Consider the following 25657-nt stretch of genomic DNA (forward strand, 5'->3'; position numbering starts at 1 on the left):
GCGGATGAATTGAAAATTAAAGCTTTCCTAATGTTGATTTATTTCCTATAGTAAAAATAGAACATAACAAATCTCTTGATTTTTAAACTTAAACATAACGGGGTCTTTTGATGAAATTCGCACAACAATTATTCGCAGTTTCTGCATTATTCAGCTCATTGACAGCGATTGCTGCACCTATGCCCAATTCGATTGTGGTTGAAGATAAAGCTGTAGTTCCAGTACTAAAAACAGAAGTGATTCGCCGTGTTGCAGGTCAAGAACCTGTACGCCAAGTGACTGCAACAGTGTTAGAAATGACCAATAAAGGTCAGGATATCGTGGCACGTGAAATTGAACTTTCAGATCATCAAAGTGATTTTTCTGAAAAGAAATTATCGATTCCAGTACTACAACGTGGTGGCGTCATCGTCCCGACCTCTAAAATTGAAACCAAGACGACGGTGAAACAGGACGGTCAGATTATTCGTCAAAACACCAATATTGATGCAGAAGGCGTAGAGTTTAAGAAAGGGCAAGACCCGATTAAACGCACGCTAAAACTAGATCAGGCAACTGATCCAGAAAGCAAAGCTAAACTCTCTCATGCTGTGCTGACTGAAAATGGTGAAACCACAAAAGATTTGATGATTTTGGATGAAAACCCTGAGTGATTCGTGAGCGATTAGGCGTGATTTTTTACAAAATGCAGCATTTATGCTCCAAGCCGTAACAAGCTATGTTTAATTGTTTCATACAATGGTTTTAGAATCATAGGTATTGAAGAAGACAAGGAACATCACAATGAAAAAAGTAATGAGCGTATGCGCAGTCGCGATGATGTCGACCCTAATGCTTGCTGGTTGTGAAAGCATGTCGCCAAATGAACAACGTATTGGTGCTGCAGCTTTAGGTGGTGCCATAGGTGGTGGTGTGGGTAATAATGTCGGTGGTGGTGTAGGTGCAGCCGTTGGTGGTGGTGCTGGTGCAGCTGTCGGTAGTAAAACTCAAAACGGTTCAAACCGAAATGCCACATATAGTGGTGTAGGTGGTGCGATTGGTTCTGCAGTCGGTAAAAGTATCTTTGGTGGTAACACTGGTGCTGCGATTGGTGGTGCAATCGGTGGTGGCGCAGGTGCTGCAATTGAGCAAAATCGCTAATCCAATCCGATAAATTTGAATGAAAAGGCGCTTAAAGATAAGCGCCTTTTTTATTTGCGTGGACGGGGTTGCTTGCGACGAATGTATAGGGTTTTTTGAACTTCAGCGATACGTAAGCCTGCTTCATCAAAAATATTTAAGCTATAGTTCCGTAGTACAGGTGCGTGGTTATCTGCTAAGTTTTTAATATGGTTGATTTCATTTGGGTCGAGCTGGATGTCAGCGTATACCGTTCCACGCCCAGGGGATAAAAATTGGATATTTGCAGCTTTGTCCCACACGATATAACGTGAGCCCAGATGATGCATCAAAATCAACATATAAAATGGGTCAACCATTGAATATAGACTACCGCCAAAATGTACACCGACGATATTTTGATTTTTACGAGTTAATGGCATTTTGACGCGAATGTGATAATTGGCGAGATCAATTTTATCAATCGAAATGCCAGCACCTTTATAAGGGGCATAATGATTGAGTAAGAATTTAGAGACAATAGGCATTGTCATTATTTTCTGGATTATGCTCATACTGGGTCAATTTTTTTTTATGCTGAACTTTGCATACTAAATGAGTTTCAAAACTGTGGCATTGATCACATTGCCCATGTTCACAAATAAAACGTCAATTCGATGGAATCGATAAAAGGACAAGAAGAATGCAACCACTAAATACGCAATGGGTGAATACCGCAGATCAACAACGGCTCTATGTGAAGACATGGGGTGATGAAACTAAGCCGGCATTGGTTTTGGTTCATGGTTATCCTGATAATCAGGAAGTATGGGAACCGGTTATTGAACATCTTGGTTCTGAATTTTATATTGTGAGCTATGACGTGCGAGGTGCAGGGCAGTCATCTGTGCCCCGTAAAGTACGAGATTACCGTTTAGAACAACTTTCACTTGATTTAGATAGTGTGACGCAAGCGGTATTAGGCGAGCGTAGTTTTCATTTGGCCGCGCATGATTGGGGCTCTATCCAATCTTGGGAATCGGTGACTGAGCCAAAATTTCGCTCACATATTTTGTCTTATTCAACTATTTCTGGGCCATGTTTGGATCATGCGGCATTTTTGCTCAGAAATAGCTTTAAGCATCAGCAGAAAAAATTACTCAAATTATTAAGTAAGTCATGGTACATCGGCGTATTCCAATTACCATTTTTGGCACCGACGGCGTGGCATTTTTTGAATGCTGAACGTTGGGGAAAAATTGTGAATGATTTAGAACGTACTCAAGAATTGCCTTTGAATCATAATATTCAGCATGATGGTAAACACGGTATTGCGCTTTACCGTGCTAATTTTATTCCCCGCTTAACTCAGCCTAGACAACGTCATGCGGTCTGTCCTGTACAAGCGATTGTGTTGAAACATGATAATTTTGTCAGTCCAGATTACATTAAAGAATTACCTAATTGGGTTGAAGATTTATCTGTAGTTGAAGTCAATGCCAATCATTGGGCCGTGCTGAGCCAACCCGAAAAAATTGCAGGTTACATCGCTCAATTTGCGCAATCACAGCAGCTTTAAGTAAATCTTTCAACAGTGTCAGTTTCATCGATAGAGGGCTAAATAGCGAGCAAATTCTGATAAAATACGGTTTTTTGTCAGACTCCCTTTTTTCTTATGTTTGCTATTCTTGCCGCAATTACAGTCATGTTTGGACTGTCGCTGGCACGCGTGCCTGTTGTATTTGCGCTGATCATTGGTGCAGTAACAGGTGGCTTGTTAGCTGGTCTTGGTATTCATGGCACCATCGAAGCGTTTAATAGTGGCTTAGGCAACGGTGCTCAAATCGCACTTGCTTATGGCGTGTTGGGGGCATTTGCTTTGGCACTTGCGCGTTCAGGTTTGCCAGATTTACTGGCTTATCAACTCATTACTAAACTCAAAGGTAACAGTAATGTGAAAGCCCAGAATCGCGTGAAATACGTAATTTTCGCTACTATCGCTTTAGCCGCCGTATGTTCACAAAACGTGATTCCAGTGCACATTGCGTTTATTCCAGTATTAATTCCACCATTACTCAGCGTATTTAATCATTTAAAACTTGACCGTCGTTTGATTGCTTGTGTTCTGACTTTTGGTCTTGTGGCGACTTATATGCTGGTACCTTTTGGTTTTGGTGCTATTTTCCTTAATGATATTTTAGGTCAAAACATCAATACCTTTGGTAAGCCGTATGGTTTTCATATCAGCTATGATCAAATTCCAACTGCTATGGCAATTCCAGTATTTGGGATGTTTGTTGGCTTATTAATTGCTGTTTTTTATAGCTACCGTAAACCACGAGAGTATGCTGACGTTCAGATTAAGGAATCACAGCACACCATCTCATCTGATGTAAAAGCAGATGAAAATGGTAAACCACAAGTCGCTAAATTTACTTTGATTATGGCTGCGGTTGCAGTGGTTGCTACGCTTTCTGTTCAAGTCATATCTGAGTCGATGATTTTGGCCGGTCTCGTTGGTGTTGCGATCTTAAGCTGTGCAGGTATCTTTAAGTGGAAAGAAGCCGACGATGTCATTATCAGTGGTATGCGCATGATGGCACTGGTGGGTTTCATTATGATTTCTGCGCAAGGCTTTGCATCTGTGATTGAGGCTACGAATCAAGTACCAACACTGGTACAAGCTTCAGTTGAATGGATTGGAAACAGCCAAGGTTTAGCGGCATTTTGGATGTTATTAATTGGGTTATTAATTACCTTAGGTATTGGTTCTTCATTCTCAACAATCCCAATTTTGGCCATTATTTATGTACCACTTTGTATTCAATTTGGTTTTAGCCCAGCGGCAACGATTGCCGTTATTGGTACAGCAGCAGCTTTAGGAGATGCAGGTTCTCCGGCATCAGACTCAACTTTAGGCCCAACATCAGGCCTTAATATGGATGGTCAGCATGACCACATGAAAGACAGTGTGGTCCCGACCTTCATTCACTACAATATTCCATTAATGATCTTTGGTTGGATTGCCGCAATGGTACTCTAAAAAATTTTCAAAGATAAATAAAAAGGCGATTATATAATCGCCTTTTTTATTATTTAAACTTGATTAATTTAGTTGGATTAAAATAATTCATTTGATTAATTCTGATTAAAATGGTTGGTATATTTTAAATAATAAGTTAATTATAATGGTTGATAAATAAAACCAACCTTTGTGCTATGATTAAAATAAATATAGTTAATTAATAATAACTTATATAATAGTGTAATAAATTATTAAATAATGTTATTGCATAATTTTAATACTAATGTTTAATATTAATTATTCATTCTAGAAGGTTGCTTAAAAATGTTAAAACAAGCTGCTCTTATTGCATTATTGGGTATGTCTGCTTCAGCGATGGCTGGTCAATGGCAGGTTAAAGTTGGTGGTTCTGTAATTTCTCCAACAGGTGACACTGAAACCGCATTAGGTACAGTAAAAGCGGATGATGAGTTAGCATTTACACCATCGGTTGAATATTTCTTTAATGACAACATTTCAGCTGAATTACTTTTAGCTACTCCAATTGGTCATGATGTACTTTTGGATGGTGATAAAGCTGCTAAAATTAAGCATCTTCCACCAACAATTACTGCGAAATATAACTTTAAAAATTCAACACGCTTTACACCATATATTGGTGTAGGTGGTACAGCATTTGTTGCTTGGGATGAATCTGGCGCGGCTAAAAATGTAAAAGAAGATTTTGGTTTTGCAGGTCAAGTCGGCTTTAATTACCAACCAGCTGATGCGAAAAACTGGGGTGTATACTTCGATGCTCGCTATGCTCAATTAAGCCCTGAAGTGACTTTAATTGATGAATTAGGTGGCGGTAAATTCGATTTAGATATCGATCCTATGGTGTATACAATTGGTTATAGCTACAAATTCTAAGCTTTAACTGATCTTAAAACCCTGCCGCCATTAGGCAGGGTTTTTTTTTATGCAGCATATTCCATTCATCAGTTGATCGAATTGAACAAATAGGCAATAGAAAATTTAGGTGGAACTGTTAGAGTCGAAATAAATCAGCAAGTTGAAAGAAGAGAAAAGACGATGAAAAAAATTATTCAGGGTATGCTGGTCTTGGGCAGTGCTTATTTTATTTCGACAAGTTATGCCGCAAGTTTTGATTGTAAAAAGGCGAAAACCATTACCGAACATGCGGTTTGTGATAACCGGAGTATTAATGATGCCGATGTCAAAATGGCCACGACCTATACGATTATTCGTCATTTAGTTCCCATGGGGACACGTGGTGCAATTCAAGATCAACAAATAAAATGGCTACAACTACGCGATCAGTGCCGTGACAATGTCAGTTGTTTAAGTGATGTATATAAAATGCGGCAGCAAAAACTGGATCTCTACATGGACCGCGTTTATAAACAAGGACCTTTTTAAACCTTAAAATTTAGTGCGACAGAATAAAAATTTTCCATTCACACTATTGAAAAATAGTGAAGTCCCTCCATTCATATAGGCAATTGATAATTTTACTCAGTATGAACGGAGAGACTGATGAGCGAACAACAATCTCAAAAACACAGCTTCCAAGCGGAAGTGGCTCAGTTACTGCATTTAGTAACACATTCTTTATATTCAAATCCTGAAATTTTCCTTCGTGAGTTAGTATCAAACGCATCTGATGCCTGTGATAAATTGCGTTTTGAAGGGATTAACCATCCTGAATATTATGAAAATGATCCAGATTTACATGTGCGTATTCATTTAAATAAAGAGCAGAAGACAATTACCATTTCGGATAATGGTATTGGTATGACACAACAAGAAGCGATTGATCATTTGGGTACGATTGCTAAGTCTGGCACTAAAGATTTTATGTCGAAGCTTACGGGTGATCAAAAGTCAGATGCACAATTGATTGGTCAATTTGGTGTGGGCTTCTATTCAGGTTTTATTGTTGCTGAAAAAATTACAGTGGAATCACGTCGTGCTGGGGTAAATGCCGCTGAAGGGGTACGTTGGGTTAGTAATGGTACAGGTGAGTTTGATGTAGAGCCAATTGATAAGGCTTCACGTGGAACCGACATCATTTTGCATTTACGCGAGGATGCTTTAGATTATTTAGATCGTTACAAAGTTAAGCAGATTATTAATAAATACTCTGATCATATTAGTTTGCCAATTGAGATGCAGAAAGAAGTTTGGCAACAAGAGGAAGCTGCCGAAGGCGAAGAAGCAAAACCTGGTCAATATGTACTGACGGATGAGTGGGAAGCGATTAACTCAGCAAGTGCATTATGGACGCGTAATAAAAATGAGATCAGTGAAGAACAATATACTGAGTTTTATAAAAACCTGAGCCATGATTTTGAATCCCCGCTTGCGTGGACACACAACCGTGTAGAGGGAAGTACGGAATATACACAGTTACTTTATATTCCATCTCGCGCACCAAGCAATATTTTCACACGTGAAGCTAAAGCAGGAATTAAGCTGTATGTGAAACGTGTATTTATCATGGATGATGCGGATAATTTGATTCCAAATTATTTACGTTTTGTTCAAGGTGTGGTGGATAGCGCAGACTTACCACTTAATGTAAGCCGTGAATTATTACAAGAAAGTCGCGACGTTAAAACGATTCGTGAAGGTAACGCCCGCCGCATTTTAACGGTGCTAGATGGTTTGGCGAAATCTGAAGATGTTGCTGATCAAGAGAAGTTTGCAAAATTCTACGCTGAGTTTGGTTCAGTCTTAAAAGAAGGCTTAGGTGAAGACATGGCGAATCGTGAGCGTATTCTAAAATTATTACGCTTTGCTTCGTCAAATAATGATGAAGTGAAAACATCATTTGCAGACTATAAAGCCAATATGAAAGAAGGCCAAAAGGCAATTTACTATGTGACTGCTGATAGTTTAAATGCTGCGAAAAACTCACCACAACTTGAATTGTTCAAGAAAAAAGGTATCGAAGTGCTGCTCATGACTGAACGAGTGGATGAGTGGGCGATGGAATTTGTTTTTGAGTTTGATGGAACACCATTACAGAATGTATCGAAAGGTGCAGTTGATTTGGGTGATCTACAAGATGCTGAAGAGAAGAAAGCACTTGAGGAAGCTGCTGAGCAGTTTAAACCTGTTGTTGAAAAACTGTCGGATGCGTTAAAAGATAAGACCTCTGAAGTGCGTGTAACAACACGTTTAGTGGACTCTCCTGCGTGTTTGGTGGTGGCTGAGGGTGAGTTATCACCGCAACTGGTCCGTATGCTGAAACAAGCAGGACAAGCGGTTCCCGAGTCAAAACCAGTCTTGGAAATCAATCCATCCCATCCGTTGGTACAAAAATTAGAAAGTTCGGTGCAATTTGATGATTTGGCGAATGTGATCTTCGATCAAGCGTTGATTGCTGAAGGCGGTTTACCCGAAGATCCTGCCCAATACATCAAACGGATTAACAGCTTATTGCTGAAGTAACGGTAGATATGAAATGAACCTCCTTCGGGAGGTTTTTTTATTTGGTTTTTCGATAGAGCACATGAATAAAAACGTCCATGTTTTAATCTTTAAAATAAATTAAAAATAAATAATTAATCTATAATAGCGATCGTTAAGTATTGGGAATCTTAAGATGAAAATTTTAGTGATCGCTGTAATGGGCTCGCTGCTCTCTATGGGCCTCATGCAATCTGCTCAGGCAGACAGCGCTAAGCAAAAAATGGTGCGTAATGACCGTGTGCAGGTTTCAAAGCAGATCGCACAATACGATATCAACCCTTTTGTTGATAGTCGCCGTGTGATGCGAAATGATCGTGTTCAGTATAGTTTTCCTAAAGTGAAAAAAGTCGCTGAAAAACAGCCAAGTATTGTACGTAATGATCGTGTACGTGTGATTAAGAAAAATTGAAGCTGAGTTATTTAAAAAAAGCCCATCCTGTTGAGATGGGCTTTTTATTCGCTGTGAAATAGCGGGTTCTAGAACAAGGCTTCAAGGCGCACTAAAGCGCCCACAAAGTGGCTTTTATCGTCACGATGGTTGTTGAGGTAGTTGAGATCACCTTGGATATAAAACCATTCGCGCAGAAAGGGCTGTCGCCATGATACATAGGGTCCCCAACTGTTTAAACGCAGTTGATCGTTATTGTAAAAACCACCTGTATATAGGCCGTAGTTGAATCGGTTACCTTTAAAAAATTGGTGTTGGCGGTAACTGAAGTTATCCCATTTCAGATCATCATCCTGTGCATCTGCATAGGTCAGGTTGAATTGGTTTGAAATAAAGGGTTGGCCTGGACGGGCATGGGTTAATTCTAAATTGGTTCTTAGATAATTTTCACTATCGATACCATAACGATAAATTTGTTCGGCTAAAAAACTGTAATCATTGTCGAGTTGCCATTTTTTAGCTGCTTTTAAGCGGACATATAGGTCATCACCAGAACGTAAACCGAGATCAACGTCAGTTTCGAAGGGCAGTCGATCTGAAATTTCTGACCAACGTAAAGCCAGTGAACTGTTATCTTCACGGGTTTGCTTATTGTCATAATTTTTATCACTACGCCCCGCAGGGTTTTCATTGGTAATTGCAGCATTATTTTCTAATTCATTATCAAGTGAGTCATCACCAAAGACCACACTCAATTTTTTTTCTAAAGTGGGAAGCTTAATTTTACCGCGAATACGTGGCTTAATTTCGTATTCATCGTGCTTATTCCAACTGTTGTCTAAAATCACCCTAAGGGTAGCATTGGCTGGTTTATCAGGCTCACTTTGCCCAAACCAGTTATCCATGCGAACGGCTGTTCGATCTGCCCAATTTCGGACTTTCTTCTGTTGTCGATCGGTCCAGCTATTATTTTCCGTTTGTTCTATTGTCGGAACAATGGGGTGATCTGATTGTTCAGGTAAGAAGGTCGGTGTTGCATCAATCCAACGTGGAATTTGATCTAAAAAATCATAGGTCTTTGGCATGATATACGGTGAACTTTGCTCGGTTGCAGGCACATCCTGAGAATGTTGCCCCTCAGTTTCATTGATGACAGCATCAGTTTCATTGGCCCAAGCAACTTGATACATCAAGCTCATTGATGCGGAAAAAAGCAAAGTCCGAATAAAGTACTGTTGTTTTTTATGCATATGTTTTGGCTCTATTTAATTATCATCTGAGTATCCTGCATCTGTAGTTTTGTTATTTTTGTCGGATAAATGCAAGCCAAACTACAAAATAAATGCAATTAATCTTCGGTCATTTGCTTAAGTGCTTGATAAAGCGAAATCACATCAATGGGTTGAGGCAATTGTTGGATCACATTTTGGATGCTTTGCCAATTTAAACCTTGCTGTCGATGGAGGATCAAATAGGGAAGGGCTTGTTCGGTACGCAAGAGTGCCATGCGTTTTTGACCGTGGATTAAACGTATTTTTTGACGTTCTTGTAATAATAACAACGGGGTATGTAGTGTCGGTTCAGGTTCATCAAAATGAATGAATTTTTGCGTATGAATTAATTGTGCCGGGATAAATGGATAATAGTCGTTTTGCGACCAAATCATTTCAGCCCGCTGAGACTGTTGATAGAGCTGATCAGGTGCAGCACAGAGTTGCTCTAGACTGTCCCATGATATGACTTTAATCGCAGCAAGTTCATGTTGATGTTGTTGGCAAAACAGCTGAGAGAGTCGAATGGCTTCCATCTGCGTTTGCGCACCAAACAACAAGAGATATTTGATGAAGCGGCCCTCGGTATTGATTTGCTCTGCTAAATACAGCGGCTGGTTTTTCCAATCTGTACCATCTATCGTATGCAATAGAACATCAAGTTGTGTTGTGAGTTCAGGCTGATCTATAAACTGCAATTCATACAAGGCCAATTGCGCATCGATGTTTTGCAGCGTTTGAACGCGAGCGGCATATTGAGCGATTTGAACCTGTTCAGGAAGTTCAACGCCTGCCATTGTCGAGTTGAGATGTTCCTCCGATGGCGCATGTGTTGGCTGCTCAATTAGAACAAGAGGAACGGTATCAGGTGCAGAAAGCTCCGGTTTATTTGTATTTGAGTTATCAAGCAACGTATCCGCTTCATTGATTTGCTTATCGCAATGATCTATATCGACAGATCCATCTTTATTTATTGTTTCAATCGGCAGTAGGGCATCCACACTTGCTGCAACATTGTTTGGTGCTGTGCTGACTTCTTCTTTTAGGCGTACGGCATGTAGACGTAGATCAGTATCACTGATTAAACATTTATATAGCTGTTGTTGTTCAATTAACCAATCATAGCATTCGCTAAAATTGCCCCATTCACTGAGTAAAGCCGTGCGCTGTTTGGCTGGAATCATCCACACTTGCCAACCTAATTCATGGTCATGCAGCAAGGCCCAACCCATCTCTGGATATTGATATAAAGCATTTTCAAGTGCAGCATCATGGTTAAAATAGCCACGAAATAACAATGAATATGGCGTTTGTTTGGAAAATTCAGTTGCAGCCATTTGTGGCTTAGTTAATGCACGATAACTTAATATTTGCTTTTGAAAAATCGGTTCATCGCATAAGGCAAAAATTTCATGAATCCGACGTTTAGAAAGCGCAGTTTCATAAAAACTCAAAGCACGGTGTTCAAGTTGATGGGTCAGTACATGGATTTCTTTTATTAATTGTACTTTCTCTTGTAAATTCATTTGTCCGCTTCCTAAAGGACTTTTTGTGCTTTTTCTAAATATTTAGCCAATACAATATTGGTTGCAAGTTCTACTAATTTATATTCAGCCGAATTCGGGTTTCGATATGTATTGGCCAATTCAATCAGGTGCTCAATATCTATGACCTGCGGTGAAATTTTTCCTTGTATCAGTGCCTGAAGTTCTTGCATAGGACAATGTAAATTTAAAAATAAAGAAGTCGATTAGTTCATTTGATTATAGAGATTTCATTAAAAAAAACATGGAAATAAATGTCAGCTTCTACAAATTAAGCGTTAAATATGACAATTAATGCGCATTTTGTTTAAAAATAATACCAAATCATTAGCTTAAAGATAGGTTTTGCAAAAGATATAGCGGTATGGTTTGATCAATTTTTTTGAAGTCATCATCAGCGATCGAGCGCTTTTAGATGTTCATTTTTAATGTTAAGTAAAGAATAAAGCCCAAAGTAAAGGCACATAAAATAAAAAACCGATGGTGGGAGCCATCGGTTTTTTTATGGAAAAATCAGCTAAAAATTAAGCTTTTTTTTCTGTGTTTGTTATAACTTCAGTTGTATCAGCAGCTGGAGCTTGGCTCTCTGCATTGGCAGTTTCAGCAGTTACAGCTTTTTTTACTGGAAAATCTGGTACGTAAACGATTTGTGCAGAAACAGTTGCAGAAAGCGCCATCACAGCAACAGCCATAGCATATTTGATTGCGTTCATTTGTGTATTCCTATCAATCATTAGTAACTCAAAAATTGAGTCAGGGAGAAAATTAATCACTTGAATTTATGTGAAAATAATATCAAAAAATAATCAATTAAAAATGATCGATTCGGCAACACAAGATAAATGGTAGGATTTAATATTTATATAAAACAATATATTGGAGTTATTGCTCTAGAGTTTTTAGTGGCTGAGTGACAGCGGCGTATCACTCAGATATAGATGAAAAATCTATGAATGTTTGGCACATTTCTTTTCATAGACTTTGCCTGCGATACCACCAATAATGGCACCACTAATCGTACCAAAAACAGGCAAAATACTGCCTGCAACAGCGCCGATCGCAGCACCTTTGACGGTCGGAGAAAAACGTGAGAGAAAGCTATTCTTCCCTGTTTGGGACTTGTTGGTGGTTGTTTGAGAGGGTGTATTGGTAGATAGTTCGGTTTCAGCAGAAGTTGCTTGAGGTTCAATAGTCATGACATTACTCCCGAGCATGATCGTTTGAAGAATGAAGCTTTTAGCCTAATCGGTAGTGGCCTTGGCTTAAACAGAAAGCATGTAATAAATGATGGTCAGTTTGTAATCCCTCGAAGTGGAATTCACTCCTGTGTAAGACATGTAATATTTTGCTGTTTTGATGTTTAAAAAATAACCAAAATAAGTGACTTAATCATATGATGAAGATTCAAAATCATAACAATGAGGATAAATACAATGTCTGTTGCTAAAGTCGTTGAAGTAAATGCAAGTAGCACAAAAAGTTTTGAAGATGCCATCCAAACGGGAATTAATAAAGTCACTGAAACCGTAAAGAACGTTCAGGGTGCATGGATTAATGAACAAAAAGTTGTGGTGAAAGACAATAAAATTGCGGAATATCGAGTGAACTTAAAAATCAGCTTCTTGGTGGAATAAGTTTCATTTTATTGATGTTAAAAACTGATCATAAAAAATCCCCGAAGTTCGGGGATTTTTGATTGAACGCGCTGAATTATTTTTCAGGTGTTTCACAGCTTTCATCATTACAGACAGGTGTAGGAGCAAGCTCAGGGAGTTCCGCAGCTTTGTCCATCACTTTTTTAAATACATCTTTCGGTTGAGCGCCTGCTAAAGCAATGCGTTGCTCAAATACAAAGAACGGTACACCCGTAACTTTAAGTTGATCGCGTGCTACTTCTTCGTCGTATTTGACGAAATCAGCAAATTCATCTGAGTCTAATAAGTCATCGACTTCAACAGGGTTTAGACCAATACGAGATGCAACATCTTCTAAGGTTTCACGTTCACCAATGGCCAAGCCTTGCGTCATATAGCTATAGAAGAAAGCTTCTTTGGCTTCACTGCCGAGACCTTTGCTTTGTGCAAGATGAATCAAGCGGTGCGCGTTGAAAGTATTGCCTGAATTGGCTTTTTGCCAGTTAAATTCAATACCTTCAGCTTTTGCCATTTCGGCAATATTGCGCTGCATTTCCTCTACTTCTTCAATACTGCGGCCATATTTTTGAGCTAGACGTTCAGTATTAGAAATTTCTAGGCGAGCGGGCGCATCTGCATCAAGTTGATAGCTATGCCAAAACACTTCAAGCTCTACACCCGATTCTTCGGCAGCAGCTTCAAGGCGTTTTTTCGCAATATAACAAAATGGGCAAACCACGTCTGACCAGATATCTACACGCATGGGAAATCTCTTTTCTATGTTCTGGGAAAATGATGGGGGCAAATCCTAAAATTTAAAGCCAAGCAATGCAATCCATTTTTGTTTCGATGGCGCAATGTCGATTTTTTTTTGATTTTGTTACAAGGATTGAATGAAGATTTGTCGAACGATTAATCCGTGATTAAACGTTTACCCAAACAAATCACTTCAACCTCTTCATAGCCCAATTGTTCATAAAAATTTTGTACGTCAATGTTGTCTTGGCGAATCAGTAATTGAAGTTTTGGGCAGCCTAAAGCAATTAAGCGTTTTTCTAATTGTTGAATGAGGGCGGTAGCGACGCCATTACGTTGAAAATGTGGATGTACGGCAAGATAATTGACCCAGCCTCGGTGTCCATCATAGCCACCCATGACAGTTGCAATCAGTTGATCATCTTTGACCGCCAACAAGAATAATTGATCACGTTGAGCCAATTTTCGAAATATATCAATTTCAGGGTTATTCCATGGGCGGGTCAGATCACACAGTTCCCAAAGTGCAATCACATCATCTAAATCAGATTCGAGATAGGGGCGGATAATAAACATAATTTTTATTTTAGCATGTATTTTGACCAATTTAGATTAGTCGAGTTTTGCAGACTTGATAAGTCATATTGAAAAATAAAAGCCATAAAAAAACGCTCCGAAGAGCGTTTTTTTAGTTCACTGTCAATTAAGCAGTTTTCACTTCAGGCTGAGCAGCTAACATATGGCCGTTCTCTTCGAAGTTGATGTGCCAAGACAATGCTTCACGTAGAAGGTGAGGTGTTTGACCACCTTTCGCACAAGCACGGTCGAAGTAATCATTTAATGCTGCACGGTAGCTTGGGTGAGCACAGTTGTCGATTACAGCACGAGCACGTTCACGTGGAGCAAGACCACGTAAGTCAGCAAGACCTTGTTCAGTAACCAAGATGTCAACGTCGTGTTCTGCATGGTCAACGTGAGAAGCAAATGGAACAACAGAAGAAATGTCGCCACCTTTTGCAATTGATTTAGTCACGAAGATCGCCAAGTGCGCATTACGTGCGAAGTCACCTGAACCACCAATACCGTTCATCATTTTTGTACCGCAAACGTGAGTTGAGTTCACATTACCGTAAATGTCAAACTCAAGTGCTGTGTTGATACCGATGATACCTAAACGACGTACAAGTTCTGGGTGGTTAGAAATTTCTTGTGGACGTAATACAAGTTTGTCTTTGTATTGTTCAAGGTTATTAAATACTTTTTCGCCATATTTCGCAGAAAGCGTAATAGAAGAACCTGAAGCAAATTTCATTTTGCCTGCGTCGATCAATTCAAATGTACAGTCTTGAAGTACTTCAGAGTACATGATCAAGTCTTCAAAGTTTGAATCTTTAAGACCAGTCAATACTGCGTTTGCAATTGAACCAATACCTGCTTGTAATGGACCTAGGTTTTTCGGTAAACGACCTTCAGCGACTTCTTTTTCAAAGAAAGCGATAAGGTGGTTTGCAATACCTTGAGTTTCATCATCAGGGGCAGTCACTGTAGATGGAGAGTCATGCAATTCGTTGTTAAATACGATACCTACGATTTTTGAAGGATCGATGTTGATTGCATGTGTACCAATACGTTCGTCAACATGAGTCAATGGAATAGCTTGACGTGTTGGACGATATGTTGGGATATAAATATCGTGTAAGCCTTCAAATGCTGGGCTTAAGTTGGTGTTGATTTCAACAATTACTTTTTCAGCAAAAATTGCGAAGCTTGCAGAGTTACCTACAGAAGTTGTAGGGATGATGCCACCATCTTCAGTGATCGCAACAGCTTCAATAATTGCTACATCAGGCTTTTTAAGCTGAAGGTTACGCATTTGTTCAACTGTTTCAGACAAATGCTGATCGATGAACATTACTTCGCCTTTGTTGATCGCTTTACGTAATGTATTGTCTACTTGGAACGGTAAACGACGAGCAAGAACACCTGCTTCAGTCAATTTTTTGTCCAAATCGTTACCCAAGCTCGCGCCAGTAATTAGGGTAATTTTAAGAGGATTAGCATGAGCCTGTTGAACCAACGCTAAAGGTACAGCTTTCGCTTCACCTGCGCGTGTGAAACCACTCATACCTACCGTCATACCATCCTGAATGAATTCAGCAGCTTTTTCTGCGCTGATAACTTTGTCGTGAAGGGCAGCTAAACGGATGCGATCTAAAGACATCATATACTCTCGTGAAATTCTCAAAACTGATACGGATTGTACCGATCAAAAAAGCCATTTTGCATCCCTGTTAGGCTAAGGTCTAATTTTTTGAAAAAATGTGGGTATAAGATTTTATTATGATTTATAAGTTGATGAATAATAAAGTTAAAAATACCAATGATTAAGGATTGAACAAAACTGTTCGTTGCTTTTTTGAACGCTTGTTAAAAGCGTTCAGTTAAACTTTGCTTAATTTTTTCCAATGGGCTGTTGTTTAATATTTCATCATTTTCGAGTTTTTGCAGTGGTAAAGAAATGATCGCTTCGAGTCCACCTTCTGCTCGATTGTGAATTGAAAGTTGACCTTCGTGAATATCCACAATACGTTTTACAATGGCTAAACCGAGTCCACTGCCTTGAATGGTACGTGCATCATTACCACGTACAAAAGGTTGCATCAGGTCTTCAATTTGGTCTTCAGGAATCCCTTCGCCATTATCGGCAACGCGAATTTGAATATGGTCACCTTCATATTCGGTAGACAGTTCAATCGGCTCGGCACCATAGCGTTTTGAGTTATTGATTAAGTTGCCTATTAGTCGTTTTAAGGACAGGCTACGTGCTTGAATAATCGGTAAGTCTTGGGGTTCAAAGCGAATATCTAAAGGTTTAAATTGAATCACTAATTCCTGCAATAGCGCATTTAAATCAGTATCTTGCGGAACTTCATCAGAGCCATCTCGCATATACGAAATGAACTGATTCAGAATTGCATCCATATCTTCAACATCGTAAATCAGACCTTCTTTTAGGAAGTCATCATCAGGCATCATTTCTGCGCTGAGTCGAATACGGGTCAGCGGAGTACGCAAATCGTGGGAAATACCGGCCAACATGATGCGACGATCACGTTCAGTTTGTTCCAGCGTGTAGACCATGTGGTTAAAGGCTTGGTTTACTTCACGGATTTCTTGCGGCCCATGGTTGGTTTCTAAATAAGGAGCAGTGCCTTGTTTACTATAGTTGTTTGCCGCATCTTGTAAACGTTTTAGTGGACGGTTGAGCTGACGAACCAAGGTTAAGATAATGATGCCAGCAATCAGCGGAATACCCAATAACCAACCTAAAATCAGCTCTGCGCTATAGTTGGCATAGGTTTTTAAAGGCTCGCGAACCCAGTTGCCATTCATTTCTGGAGTTTGAATCCAGATGCGTGGGTCAGGTTTAAATTGGAAATACACAGTCGCATTATCAATGCGCATTTCTTTGGCCAGTTTCTTTTCAATTTGATTGGTAAAGAACTCTGCAATGACTTTGTCTTTGACGTTGGGGAATTCTTTCGGATCGGTCACATATTCGATCCCGACACGGTTGCGCATCCAGTCGTCGACATCCACTTCGGCATTGTTATGAAAAATCCGTAAATCAGGATTGTTAATGATTTCAAGTTCGACCGCGAGGTAACGAGCATGTTGTTGAATTTCGGGTAAATAGAGTGTGCGCCAAAAGAACCATAAGGACATAAACAGGCTAAAAAACACCACAAATAAGACCAATACGGTGGTCCGCATGGCTGCAGAGCGGGGTTTGATTTTATCAAGGAAGCGTTCCCAAGGTGTCCGTTTTTTTTCGGAGTAGGTAACGTAGTCGGTAAATTCCTGTGGATCGATGGGTTCGAGTTTCACGCAGAATCCTTTAAGCAAATTTTTTGAAAGGCAGTTTTTATTCTTTGCGATGGAATCTTACTGCTGGAACGTTCTTTGGGAGGAGTTTGTTATGTTACTTTTTAAAAAAGTAACCAAAATTTTTGCCATTCGCTGAACTCGCGCACATTACTTTTATTCATTCAATTTCAAGTGGCTCGGACAGCAGCGAATGGCATTTCCGGACATGAGGTACGGTGACTCGATTCTCAGGTCTTATTTTATGGCTTATTCAGCACCATCTGGAACAAAGACATAACCTACGCCCCAAACGGTTTGAATATAGCGCGCACGTGCTGGGTTTTCTTCAACCAAACGACGCAGGCGAGAAACCTGAACGTCAATTGATCGTTCCATGGCTCCCCATTCACGACCACGAGCAAGATTCATTAACTTGTCGCGTGTCAGTGGTTCACGAGGGTGTTGAACTAATGCTTTGAGTACGGCAAATTCACCCGTGGTTAATGTGACGACTTGACCTTCACGGGTTAAGGTACGTGTAGATAGGTCGAGTGACCAAGGACCAAAAGACACCACTTCCATTTGTTGGCTTGGTGCGCCCGGAACTTCACGCACTTGGCGACGTAGGACCGCACGAATACGAGCTAATAGCTCATTCGGGTTAAATGGTTTTGGTAAATAGTCATCTGCACCGGCTTCAAGTCCTGCAATACGGTCTGAATCGCTACCACGAGCGGTCAGCATAATGATCGGGGTATCGATGCTAGATTGGCGCAGACGGCGGCAAATACTCAAGCCATCTTCAACAGGCAACATAAAGTCGAGCACAATCAGGGAAAAGAGTTCCCGCTGCAACAGACGATCCATCTGAGTCGCATCATGTGCGGTTTTGACCACAAAACCTTTATCTTCTAGGAAGCGTTGTAAGAGGGTGCGTAGACGCACATCATCATCGACAACCAGAATGCGTTCGACTCGGTCGGTTTCGGCTTGTACGGCATCTGTTTTTTCAGCAGGTACAACTAAACTCATGACGTGCTCCTTATTCTTTATTGTCATCGTAAACAAAAAGTCGATTTCACTTGAGTATACGATTCATTTATATAAATTTACTATGCTCTAAAGCAACAAATATTGCAGTTAAAATCAAGACATAGATACCAAATGTATACATGTTGTTCGAATCAGTTTGCTTGTCTGAGTCTCGCTAATTTGCTGTTTCATAGTCAGTTTCGTAAAAAAATGTGTATTTGAGATGAATTGGCATTAAAAACCACGAATAAATTTATAAAAACAATTGTGGATTTTATGGTCTTGGTCTTTATAATCATGGCTTTTAGAACTTATCCTTGCAGGGATCTAATACGATGACTGACTTAGTTCAGCAGTTGGCAAAAGAAATTGCCGTACGTCCAAATCAAATTGAAGCTGCCATCAAGCTCATTGATGAAGGTGCCAGTGTTCCATTTATCGCACGTTACCGTAAAGAAGTGACGCAAGGTCTGGACGATACTCAATTACGTCAGCTCGATACACGTCTGACTTACCTGCGTGATTTATTTGAGCGCCGTGAAAAGGTAATCGAATCTCTAAAAGAACAAAACAAGTTATCTGATGACTTACTTGCTCGCGTGAATGCAGCAGAAACGAAAAATGCTTTAGAAGAGATTTACGCGCCGTACCGTCCAAAACGTACCAGTAAATCATTTAAAGCCAAAGAAGCGGGTTTAGGCCCAATCGCTGAAAAAATCTTTAATGAAGCGGTTGATCCAACCGAAGCTTTAGCTGGTTTTAGTCATGAAGATTATTCAGATGTTGAAAGCCAATTAGACGCGATTCAACACATTTTAATTGATGACTGGGCACAAAATATTGCATTAACCACTGAGCTAAAAGCGACATTTGCGAAAACTGCAGTGTTGAAAAGTTTAGTTGCAAGTGATGAGAAAAAGGAAGTCGGTAAAAAATTCCGTGATTACTTTGATTTCTCTGAAAGCTTAAACAAAGTCCCTTCACACCGTTTACTGGCGATGCTCCGTGGCCGTCAAGAAAATGTCTTGGGCTTAAAAGTCGATGGTGAAGATGAAGCACCATTGGTTCGTATTGAAACTGAATACAATATAGAAACAGCTCAGCCACAAGCGCGTGCAGATTTTTTAAAACAAACTGCAAAATTGTTCTGGCTCGGTAAAGTTCGTCCTGCCATTGAACATTCATTATTGACTGAAAAACGTTTGGCTGCTGAAGCTGAAGCGATGGATGTCTTTGCTGAAAATCTACGTCATTTATTACTTTCTGCTCCTGCAGGCGCGCGTTGCACATTGGGTGTAGACCCAGGCATCCGTACGGGTGTGAAATTGGCTGTTGTGAATGCATCAGGTGATGTTCTTGCACATAGCACGATTTACCCATTTGCTCCGAAAGAAGACAAAGCTGGTTCAGTTGCTGAACTTGCGCGCCTTTGCCGCGAATTCAATGTTGAATTAATTGCGATTGGTAATGGTACTGCAAGCCGCGAAACTGAAGCGGTTGTGGCTGAAATGATGGCTGCGAATACGGATTTGAATTTGATTCGTGTGTCTGTCTCTGAAGCGGGTGCATCTGTTTATTCAGCATCTGAATTGGCATCTCAAGAATTGCCAGAGCTAGATGTATCTATTCGCGGTGCAGTGTCGATTGCTCGTCGTTTACAAGATCCATTGGCGGAGCTTGTGAAAATTGATCCGAAATCGATTGGTGTAGGTCAATACCAACATGACGTGAACCAAACCGGTTTGGCAAAAACGCTAGAAGCGGTTGTGGAAGACTGTGTGAACTCAGTAGGTGTCGATGTCAACACTGCATCATCTGCAATTTTGGGTTATATCGCGGGTCTAAACAAAGCGATTGCACAGCAAATTGTTGAATTCCGCAAAGAAAATGGTCGTTTTGATAACCGTCAAAGTTTGAAGAAAGTACCTCGTTTAGGCGAACGTACCTTTGAACAAGCAGCAGGTTTCTTACGTATTCAAGATGGTTCTGAACCATTGGATGCATCTGCAGTTCACCCAGAGTCATATGACTTGGTGGCAAAAATTGTGGAAGCAAAAGCGACGACTGTAAAAGATATTATTGGTAATACTGAAATTATCCGTCAGATCGATGCAGCAGCATTTGTAAATGATCAATTTGGTTTGCCAACGATTCAGGACGTTTTATCTGAACTTGAGAAACCAGGTCGTGACCCGCGTCCAGAGTTCCGTACGGCGAAGTTCCGTGAAGACATCACTGAAGTGGCGCAGTTGACTGAAGGTTTACAGCTTGAAGGTGTGGTTACGAATGTGACGAACTTCGGTGCATTCGTGGATGTGGGTGTACACCAAGACGGTTTAGTGCATATTTCTGAACTTGCAAATGAATTTGTTGCAGATCCGCACAAAGTCGTGAAACCAGGTCAAATTGTTCAAGTTCGTGTCTTGAATGTCGATGTTGAACGTAACCGTGTCAACTTGTCTATGCGTGCAGAAGGTGCTGCTGCAGCGAAACCACAACGTCAACCACGTCGTGACAATGCGCAGCAAGAACAACGTGGTGAGCGTAAGCCACATGCGAAACGTCCACAGCATGCCCGTCCGCAAGGCGACCGCCCACAAGGTCATAAAAAACCTCAAGCAGCGAAACCACAAGAAAATAAAATTGGTGGTTTAGGTGCGTTGTTATTGCAAGCAGGGATTAAAGGTTCGAAGTAATCTTTAACTGTTAAAAAAACCTCCCATTTGGGAGGTTTTTTTATTTGTCTAAAAAATATTCCATACGAAGAAAAAATATGATATTTTCCAATTTAATAAAAATTATTTAGGGTATATAATGGGAAATGATTCTAATGACCACTCTAAAGAAAAACGATTGTATTTTCTTCAGCATTTGGTTAGAGAATTTTCAGATCATTTTGCGATTGATTTAGAGCAAGAGTTATTAGCTGTTGAGGGGCGAATTAAGGAACTTAATAGCTCAATTGAGCACAAATTGTTTCAGGCTCGAGCAACAGGTAATCTTTCTTATTACCATGGGATGAATTTATTAAAGAAAGTATGTGCTAAGTACGGTATTCCGTTCTTTATCGAATCAACTAATGGGCGAAAAGGCGGAGAGTATGGATTGGCAAAGACGAGAAATTTTGTTGTTGCATATTCTAATAATCCCGAAATAGCACAAACTCGAGCAGATTATCAAAAATACTATTCATCCTTAAACGCTGAATTAACCTTACAAGGTGTTCTTGATTTTTGTGAGCAGGCTGAGGATGGCAGTGTATTTACTGATGATGAAGATAAGTTCTTTGTGACTGTGGGGATAAAAAGAAATTCCCAAAATGATGCAAGTTTAGTATTCAATGTTCCAAATGCTGATGGCTTTAAACATTATGTTTTTTTCTTAGAGGAAATCATTGAAGTTTATAACATCATGAATAAAGAAGGTTCTTCTTTCAGATTGGATGAGAAAGAATCAGAGGTAGCATTGAAACAAAAATGGAAGACAAATTTTGAATAGTTTGTCTTCTATATAGGAGACAAATGATGCGTGGAGTCATGCAATTTAATGGTAAACGCCTGACCCAAGCTCTACATGCAAGATGTATGACACAGACATCTTTAGGTGAGTTAATTGGATATAGTTCAGGTACAGTCTCAAAATGGATTAAGGGGCAGCAGTTACCAGAGGCTTATGCTCTTACTCAAATGAGCAATGTTTTAAAGTTTCCTGAAAATTGGTTCTTGAAGAAAGATTTGGATACAGGAAGTCAAGTATCTTTCTTTAGATCTAATGCTACAGCTACTCAGCTTTTGCAAAGGAAAGCAGAAGCCCATCTTGAAATTACATTTGAAGCATCTGCTTACTTAGAGAATTGGGTGAATTTACCTAATGTTTTCTTTCCCAAAATATTGAGTAGAGAAGAATCTTTTTTACTTACACCTAGTGAAATTGAAAAAATTGCAACCGAATATCGTGAAATATGGGGATTGGGTAATACACCAATTTCTAATTTAATTACGCTATTAGAAAATGTTGGTGTGATTGTTATTCGCGAGGATTTAGGTGCAACCTCTATGGATGGTGTATCTAAATGGATTTTGGGACGCCCATATGTTTTGATTTCGAGTGACAAGGCGAGTGCGTGTCGAAATAGATTTGATTTAGCTCATGAACTTGCACATTTGATTTTGCATGCGAATTTGACTGCAGAAGATTACAAACTGCGATATAAAGAAATAGAGAAGGAAGCACATCTCTTTGCTTCGTGTTTCTTATGCCCTGCAGATGGTATTGCCTTTGATTTATATAGCCCGACTTTAGATTCTTTACTTGTACTGAAAAGAAAATGGAAAGTTTCAGTCGGTGCATTAATTATGCGTGGCGTAAGTCTTGATATTATTTCTGCTGATTTATCTACACGCTTGTGGCGAAACTATAGCTATCGTAAATGGCGAATGGGTGAGCCACTAGATGATGTAATTCAGCCAGAAATACCTACACTACTGAGTAAAATGGCAAAGCTTTTAATATCCGAAAATATTTTTAAAAAATCACAATTGAAGCAAGATTTAGCTATGTTGGATGAGGATATTGAAATCCTATTTGGTCTACCAAAGGGATATATGTCAGAGGACTTTGGTACGATCGTGAGTTTAAAAAATTCTGCTAACAGAAGGGAAAGTAGCATACGTTATTTGGATGATGAAAATAAGATTATACAGATGCGAAGAAATAGAGAAATTTCTTAAAAAAAACCTCCCATTTGGGAGGTTTTTTTATTTCTTTTAAGGCCTATCAAAGATAAATGAGCTGAATCTTAAACTTCGCAATAAAGTGTAAAAATCACACAAATCACGTATCAAAAAACACTATAGAATCGTTCGATTGTCAGACAATATAAGTCACGCCATAAAGTGGTTACAAACTTTAGGCTTTACATACTTACATCTAATTATTTGATATTTATTATAAACGGTAAAATGATGACATCTAAAATTGAACGACATCGATTTCATATTCACGACTTTTTATCTGGAACAGTGGTATTTCTCGTGGCTTTACCGCTATGTCTAGGCATTGCATTGGCCTCTGGCGCACCGATTCTTTCTGGCATTATTGCTGGCATTGTCGGTGGTATTTTAGTTGGAGCACTGAGTGGCTCACATATCAGTGTTGCAGGGCCAGCAGCAGGTTTAACAGCAGTCATTTTAGTACAGCTTGAACTACTCGGCGGCAACTATGCCGCCTTTTTATTGTGTATTGTTTTTGCCGGTATTTTACAGATTGGATTTGGCATATTTCGGCTCGGTTTCTTTGCCAACTTTATTCCGAACAATGTCATATTGGGTTTATTGGCAGCCATCGGGCTGATCTTGATTGGGAGTCAAATACCTTATCTATTTGGTTTGAATCAATTTTCATGGTCAGTGCTGTGGCAGTCACAGCCGCTCAATTTGCAATGGGATATCGGTGCTGTTCTGATCGGTATCGGTAGCCTTGTCCTGATGTTGCTTTGGGAGCATAGCCCTTGCAAAAAGTGGGTTTTGCCTTCGGCCTTGGTTGCTGTCGTTCTTGCTGCACTGTGCAATGCCGTGTTGGTACTTAGTGGTTCGCCTTTTGCAGTTCATCCATCGAACCTCATTCAACTTCCAAACCTTTGGGAGCAGCCACAAAATGTGATGATCTTTCCAGATTGGACCGCTTTAAATAATCCTCTGATTTATACGGGCGCTGTCACTTTGGCGGTCGTGGCGTCATTAGAAACTTTATTGAATTTAGAAGCAGCAGATAAATTGGATCCGCATAAGCGCTCTTCACCCCCCAACCGAGAGTTATGGGCGCAAGGCATCGGCAATGTCGTTTCGGGTGCTATAGGCGGGATGCCGCTAACTTCAGTAATTGTTCGTAGTTCTGTCAATGCCAGTGCTGGAGCTAAAAGTAAATGTTCTGCCATCTTTCATGGCGTATTGCTCTTGTTTGCCGTACTGTGTTTAGTGCCTTTGATGAACATGATTCCGCTTTCAGCATTAGCCGCAATTTTAATCCTCACTGGGTTTAAACTGACACATCCCAAATTGTTTAAACAGTTGTATTTAAAAGGTTGGAAACAATTTATTCCTTTTATCATTACCTTACTGGCGATTTTATTCACAGACTTATTGCTCGGAATCTTGATTGGTTTAGCCAGTAGTGCGGCCTTTATTTTATACGCCAATTTTAATAAGGGACTGAAGGTGTATAAAGAGCATCATTTACATGGGGTGATTACACGGATTGAATTGCCTTCACAAGTCAGTTTTCTCAACCGTTCGGCATTAATATCTGCATTGGAACATATCCATCGGGGCGAACAAGTGGTGATTGATGCCACACATGTGAGCGATATGGATGCTGATATTTTCCAGCTTATTCAAGAGTACCAGCAGGAAAAGGCAGCACAGCGTAAAGTGCAAGTGCAGTTGATTGGTTTCAAGGCACACTATGCCGATGCGCAGGAGGCGGCATTAGATATAGATATTAGTACCGCAGCTTTACAGCAACGTTTGAACCCAGAGACCGTGCTCGCTTTGCTTAAAGCAGGCAATGAACGTTTTGTACAAAATGAGCGTTTACAACGAGATATCTATCGGCAACTGCGGGTGACCGCAGAAGAAGGACAGCATCCGATTGCGGCAGTGTTAGGTTGCATGGATTCTCGTGCGCCGACTGAAATGATCTTTGATGTTGGAATTGGTGATTTATTTAGTTTACGTATAGCGGGGAATGTCGCGGGGCAAAAAGTTTTGGGTTCATTAGAATTTGCCTGCGAAGCCAAAGGCGCCAAAGTGATCGTGGTGCTTGGTCATACGGACTGTGGTGCGGTTAGCAGTGCTTGTCAGTTGCATTTAGCTGGTCAATCGATTCAGAGCCTGACGCGTATGCCACATATTCAATATGTGCTGGGGCCACTCAATGAGTCTGTATCGCGTGTTGCCGAATTGATGCAACCACAAACGCTGAGTCCGGCATTTTTAGAGCAAGTGACGCAAATGAATGTGCATTACAACATCCGCTATATTTTGCAAAATAGTGAAGTGCTACAGCAGTTGGTGCAAGAAGGTAAAGTGGCGATTGTTGGTGCAGTGTATGATGTAAAAACTGGACGGGTTAATTTCTTCGGATAAATAAAATCCGATGACATAAAAAGGATCATCATGAACACATGATGATCCTTTTTATTGAACTAAAATACATTAGCGAATCATCGGTACAATCCAACTGGTAATGATCAGCAAAATACCGAAATGTCCCAATTTACGGGTGACATATACCAATTTTGACGGCTTTTGTTCCAATTGTTTCGCATAGTCTTCGATGCTAATGCCTTGTTTTGCATTACTGGTAAATAAAAACACCGCCAAATCGATACAAATTAAAATGGTACCGACATCTGCTACCACTTCCATTAAATCGTATTGGCCGCTGATCAAGGCGGTTGACACTTGATAAACAAGGAAAAGTGCAAAAGCGATGCAGGCATACTGCAAAACAGTTAAAAATATCCGCATAAATCTATACTAAATAAGCTCAAAATTCTGAAA

Annotated in this window: 25 protein-coding genes; 13 read left to right on the forward strand and 12 right to left on the reverse strand. The window is 40.0% G+C overall.

Features of this window, described 5'->3' with window-relative positions:
- Nucleotides 1-110 precede the first annotated feature (110 nt).
- The gene (locus FTU02_RS07745) at nt 111-653 is read left to right on the forward strand and encodes a hypothetical protein (protein ID WP_111885842.1); all 543 of its coding nucleotides are present in this window, start codon (nt 111-113) and stop codon (nt 651-653) included.
- Between the two features lie 130 nt (nt 654-783).
- Nucleotides 784-1140, forward strand: coding sequence for a DNA transfer protein p32 (locus FTU02_RS07750; protein ID WP_078192840.1), 357 nt, complete (start codon nt 784-786; stop codon nt 1138-1140).
- Nucleotides 1141-1190: 50 nt separating this feature from the next.
- Here FTU02_RS07750 and FTU02_RS07755 read toward each other — a convergent pair whose 3' ends face one another.
- Nucleotides 1191-1673: a DUF4442 domain-containing protein gene (locus FTU02_RS07755; RefSeq protein ID WP_078189823.1), complete on the reverse strand. Its 483-nt coding sequence runs from the start codon at nt 1671-1673 to the stop codon at nt 1191-1193.
- Nucleotides 1674-1801: 128 nt separating this feature from the next.
- Here FTU02_RS07755 and FTU02_RS07760 point away from each other — a divergent pair, with 128 nt between their 5' ends.
- The 6 genes from FTU02_RS07760 (at nt 1802) to FTU02_RS07785 (ending at nt 8012) form a co-directional block, all read left to right on the forward strand.
- The gene (locus tag FTU02_RS07760) at nt 1802-2677 is read left to right on the forward strand and encodes an alpha/beta fold hydrolase (RefSeq protein ID WP_180156587.1); all 876 of its coding nucleotides are present in this window, start codon (nt 1802-1804) and stop codon (nt 2675-2677) included.
- 96 nt (nt 2678-2773) lie between these two features.
- A complete protein-coding gene (locus tag FTU02_RS07765; protein WP_180156589.1) occupies nt 2774-4141 on the forward strand; it encodes a Na+/H+ antiporter family protein in 1368 nt (455 codons plus the stop codon).
- A 306-nt stretch (nt 4142-4447) separates the two neighbouring features.
- Entirely contained in the window at nt 4448-5035 is a 588-nt protein-coding gene (locus tag FTU02_RS07770) for an OmpW family protein (RefSeq protein ID WP_180024739.1), read from the forward strand.
- Nucleotides 5036-5197: 162 nt separating this feature from the next.
- Nucleotides 5198-5545, forward strand: coding sequence for a lysozyme inhibitor LprI family protein (locus FTU02_RS07775; RefSeq protein ID WP_078189819.1), 348 nt, complete (start codon nt 5198-5200; stop codon nt 5543-5545).
- A gap of 117 nt (nt 5546-5662) precedes the next feature.
- Nucleotides 5663-7582 carry a molecular chaperone HtpG gene (gene htpG, locus FTU02_RS07780; protein WP_180156590.1) on the forward strand — a complete coding sequence of 640 codons (1920 nt, stop codon included), beginning with the start codon at nt 5663-5665 and terminating at the stop codon, nt 7580-7582.
- A 154-nt stretch (nt 7583-7736) separates the two neighbouring features.
- Nucleotides 7737-8012: a hypothetical protein gene (locus FTU02_RS07785; RefSeq protein WP_078192833.1), complete on the forward strand. Its 276-nt coding sequence runs from the start codon at nt 7737-7739 to the stop codon at nt 8010-8012.
- 68 nt (nt 8013-8080) lie between these two features.
- Here FTU02_RS07785 and FTU02_RS07790 read toward each other — a convergent pair whose 3' ends face one another.
- The 5 genes from FTU02_RS07790 to FTU02_RS07810 all read right to left on the reverse strand — a co-directional run bounded on the left by FTU02_RS07790 (nt 8081) and on the right by FTU02_RS07810 (nt 12002).
- Nucleotides 8081-9241, reverse strand: a complete 1161-nt coding sequence (locus tag FTU02_RS07790; RefSeq protein WP_180156592.1) for a hypothetical protein — start codon at nt 9239-9241, stop codon at nt 8081-8083.
- A gap of 98 nt (nt 9242-9339) precedes the next feature.
- On the reverse strand, nt 9340-10788 hold the full coding sequence (locus FTU02_RS07795) for a hypothetical protein (protein WP_180156594.1): 1449 nt from the start codon (nt 10786-10788) through the stop codon (nt 9340-9342).
- A gap of 11 nt (nt 10789-10799) precedes the next feature.
- Nucleotides 10800-10979, reverse strand: a complete 180-nt coding sequence (locus tag FTU02_RS07800; RefSeq protein WP_180007056.1) for a hypothetical protein — start codon at nt 10977-10979, stop codon at nt 10800-10802.
- A 351-nt stretch (nt 10980-11330) separates the two neighbouring features.
- Complete coding sequence (locus FTU02_RS07805) at nt 11331-11519, reverse strand: hypothetical protein (RefSeq protein ID WP_111885834.1); 189 nt, start codon at nt 11517-11519, stop codon at nt 11331-11333.
- Between the two features lie 234 nt (nt 11520-11753).
- The gene (locus tag FTU02_RS07810) at nt 11754-12002 is read right to left on the reverse strand and encodes a glycine zipper domain-containing protein (protein ID WP_180156596.1); all 249 of its coding nucleotides are present in this window, start codon (nt 12000-12002) and stop codon (nt 11754-11756) included.
- Between the two features lie 237 nt (nt 12003-12239).
- On the opposite strand from FTU02_RS07810, the gene FTU02_RS07815 reads away from it, so the two are divergent.
- Nucleotides 12240-12440: a dodecin family protein gene (locus tag FTU02_RS07815; RefSeq protein ID WP_067761311.1), complete on the forward strand. Its 201-nt coding sequence runs from the start codon at nt 12240-12242 to the stop codon at nt 12438-12440.
- Nucleotides 12441-12516: 76 nt separating this feature from the next.
- On the opposite strand, the gene FTU02_RS07820 is transcribed toward FTU02_RS07815, so the two are convergent.
- From FTU02_RS07820 to ompR, 5 genes are all read right to left on the reverse strand, one after another.
- The gene (locus tag FTU02_RS07820) at nt 12517-13203 is read right to left on the reverse strand and encodes a DsbA family protein (protein WP_111885832.1); all 687 of its coding nucleotides are present in this window, start codon (nt 13201-13203) and stop codon (nt 12517-12519) included.
- A gap of 149 nt (nt 13204-13352) precedes the next feature.
- On the reverse strand, nt 13353-13772 hold the full coding sequence (locus tag FTU02_RS07825; RefSeq protein ID WP_078189811.1) for a GNAT family acetyltransferase: 420 nt from the start codon (nt 13770-13772) through the stop codon (nt 13353-13355).
- 127 nt (nt 13773-13899) lie between these two features.
- A complete protein-coding gene (locus FTU02_RS07830; RefSeq protein WP_078192882.1) occupies nt 13900-15417 on the reverse strand; it encodes an acetyl-CoA hydrolase/transferase family protein in 1518 nt (505 codons plus the stop codon).
- 206 nt (nt 15418-15623) lie between these two features.
- Nucleotides 15624-17084, reverse strand: coding sequence for an ATP-binding protein (locus tag FTU02_RS07835; RefSeq protein WP_180024744.1), 1461 nt, complete (start codon nt 17082-17084; stop codon nt 15624-15626).
- Between the two features lie 246 nt (nt 17085-17330).
- On the reverse strand, nt 17331-18095 hold the full coding sequence (ompR, locus tag FTU02_RS07840) for a two-component system response regulator OmpR (RefSeq protein ID WP_078189809.1): 765 nt from the start codon (nt 18093-18095) through the stop codon (nt 17331-17333).
- Nucleotides 18096-18430: 335 nt separating this feature from the next.
- On the opposite strand from ompR, the gene FTU02_RS07845 reads away from it, so the two are divergent.
- From FTU02_RS07845 to FTU02_RS07860, 4 genes are all read left to right on the forward strand, one after another.
- Complete coding sequence (locus FTU02_RS07845; protein WP_180156598.1) at nt 18431-20791, forward strand: Tex family protein; 2361 nt, start codon at nt 18431-18433, stop codon at nt 20789-20791.
- A gap of 118 nt (nt 20792-20909) precedes the next feature.
- Nucleotides 20910-21593: a hypothetical protein gene (locus tag FTU02_RS07850; protein ID WP_180156600.1), complete on the forward strand. Its 684-nt coding sequence runs from the start codon at nt 20910-20912 to the stop codon at nt 21591-21593.
- Nucleotides 21594-21619: 26 nt separating this feature from the next.
- Nucleotides 21620-22825 carry an ImmA/IrrE family metallo-endopeptidase gene (locus FTU02_RS07855; protein WP_180156602.1) on the forward strand — a complete coding sequence of 402 codons (1206 nt, stop codon included), beginning with the start codon at nt 21620-21622 and terminating at the stop codon, nt 22823-22825.
- 234 nt (nt 22826-23059) lie between these two features.
- Nucleotides 23060-25240 carry a SulP family inorganic anion transporter gene (locus FTU02_RS07860; RefSeq protein WP_180156604.1) on the forward strand — a complete coding sequence of 727 codons (2181 nt, stop codon included), beginning with the start codon at nt 23060-23062 and terminating at the stop codon, nt 25238-25240.
- Nucleotides 25241-25309: 69 nt separating this feature from the next.
- Here the strand turns inward: FTU02_RS07860 and FTU02_RS07865 are convergent, their stop codons facing one another.
- Nucleotides 25310-25624, reverse strand: a complete 315-nt coding sequence (locus FTU02_RS07865) for a hypothetical protein (RefSeq protein ID WP_078189807.1) — start codon at nt 25622-25624, stop codon at nt 25310-25312.
- Nucleotides 25625-25657: the final 33 nt, after the last annotated feature.

The sequence above is a fragment of the Acinetobacter sp. YH12045 genome (assembly GCF_013419925.1).
Lineage (GTDB): Bacteria > Pseudomonadota > Gammaproteobacteria > Pseudomonadales > Moraxellaceae > Acinetobacter > Acinetobacter amyesii.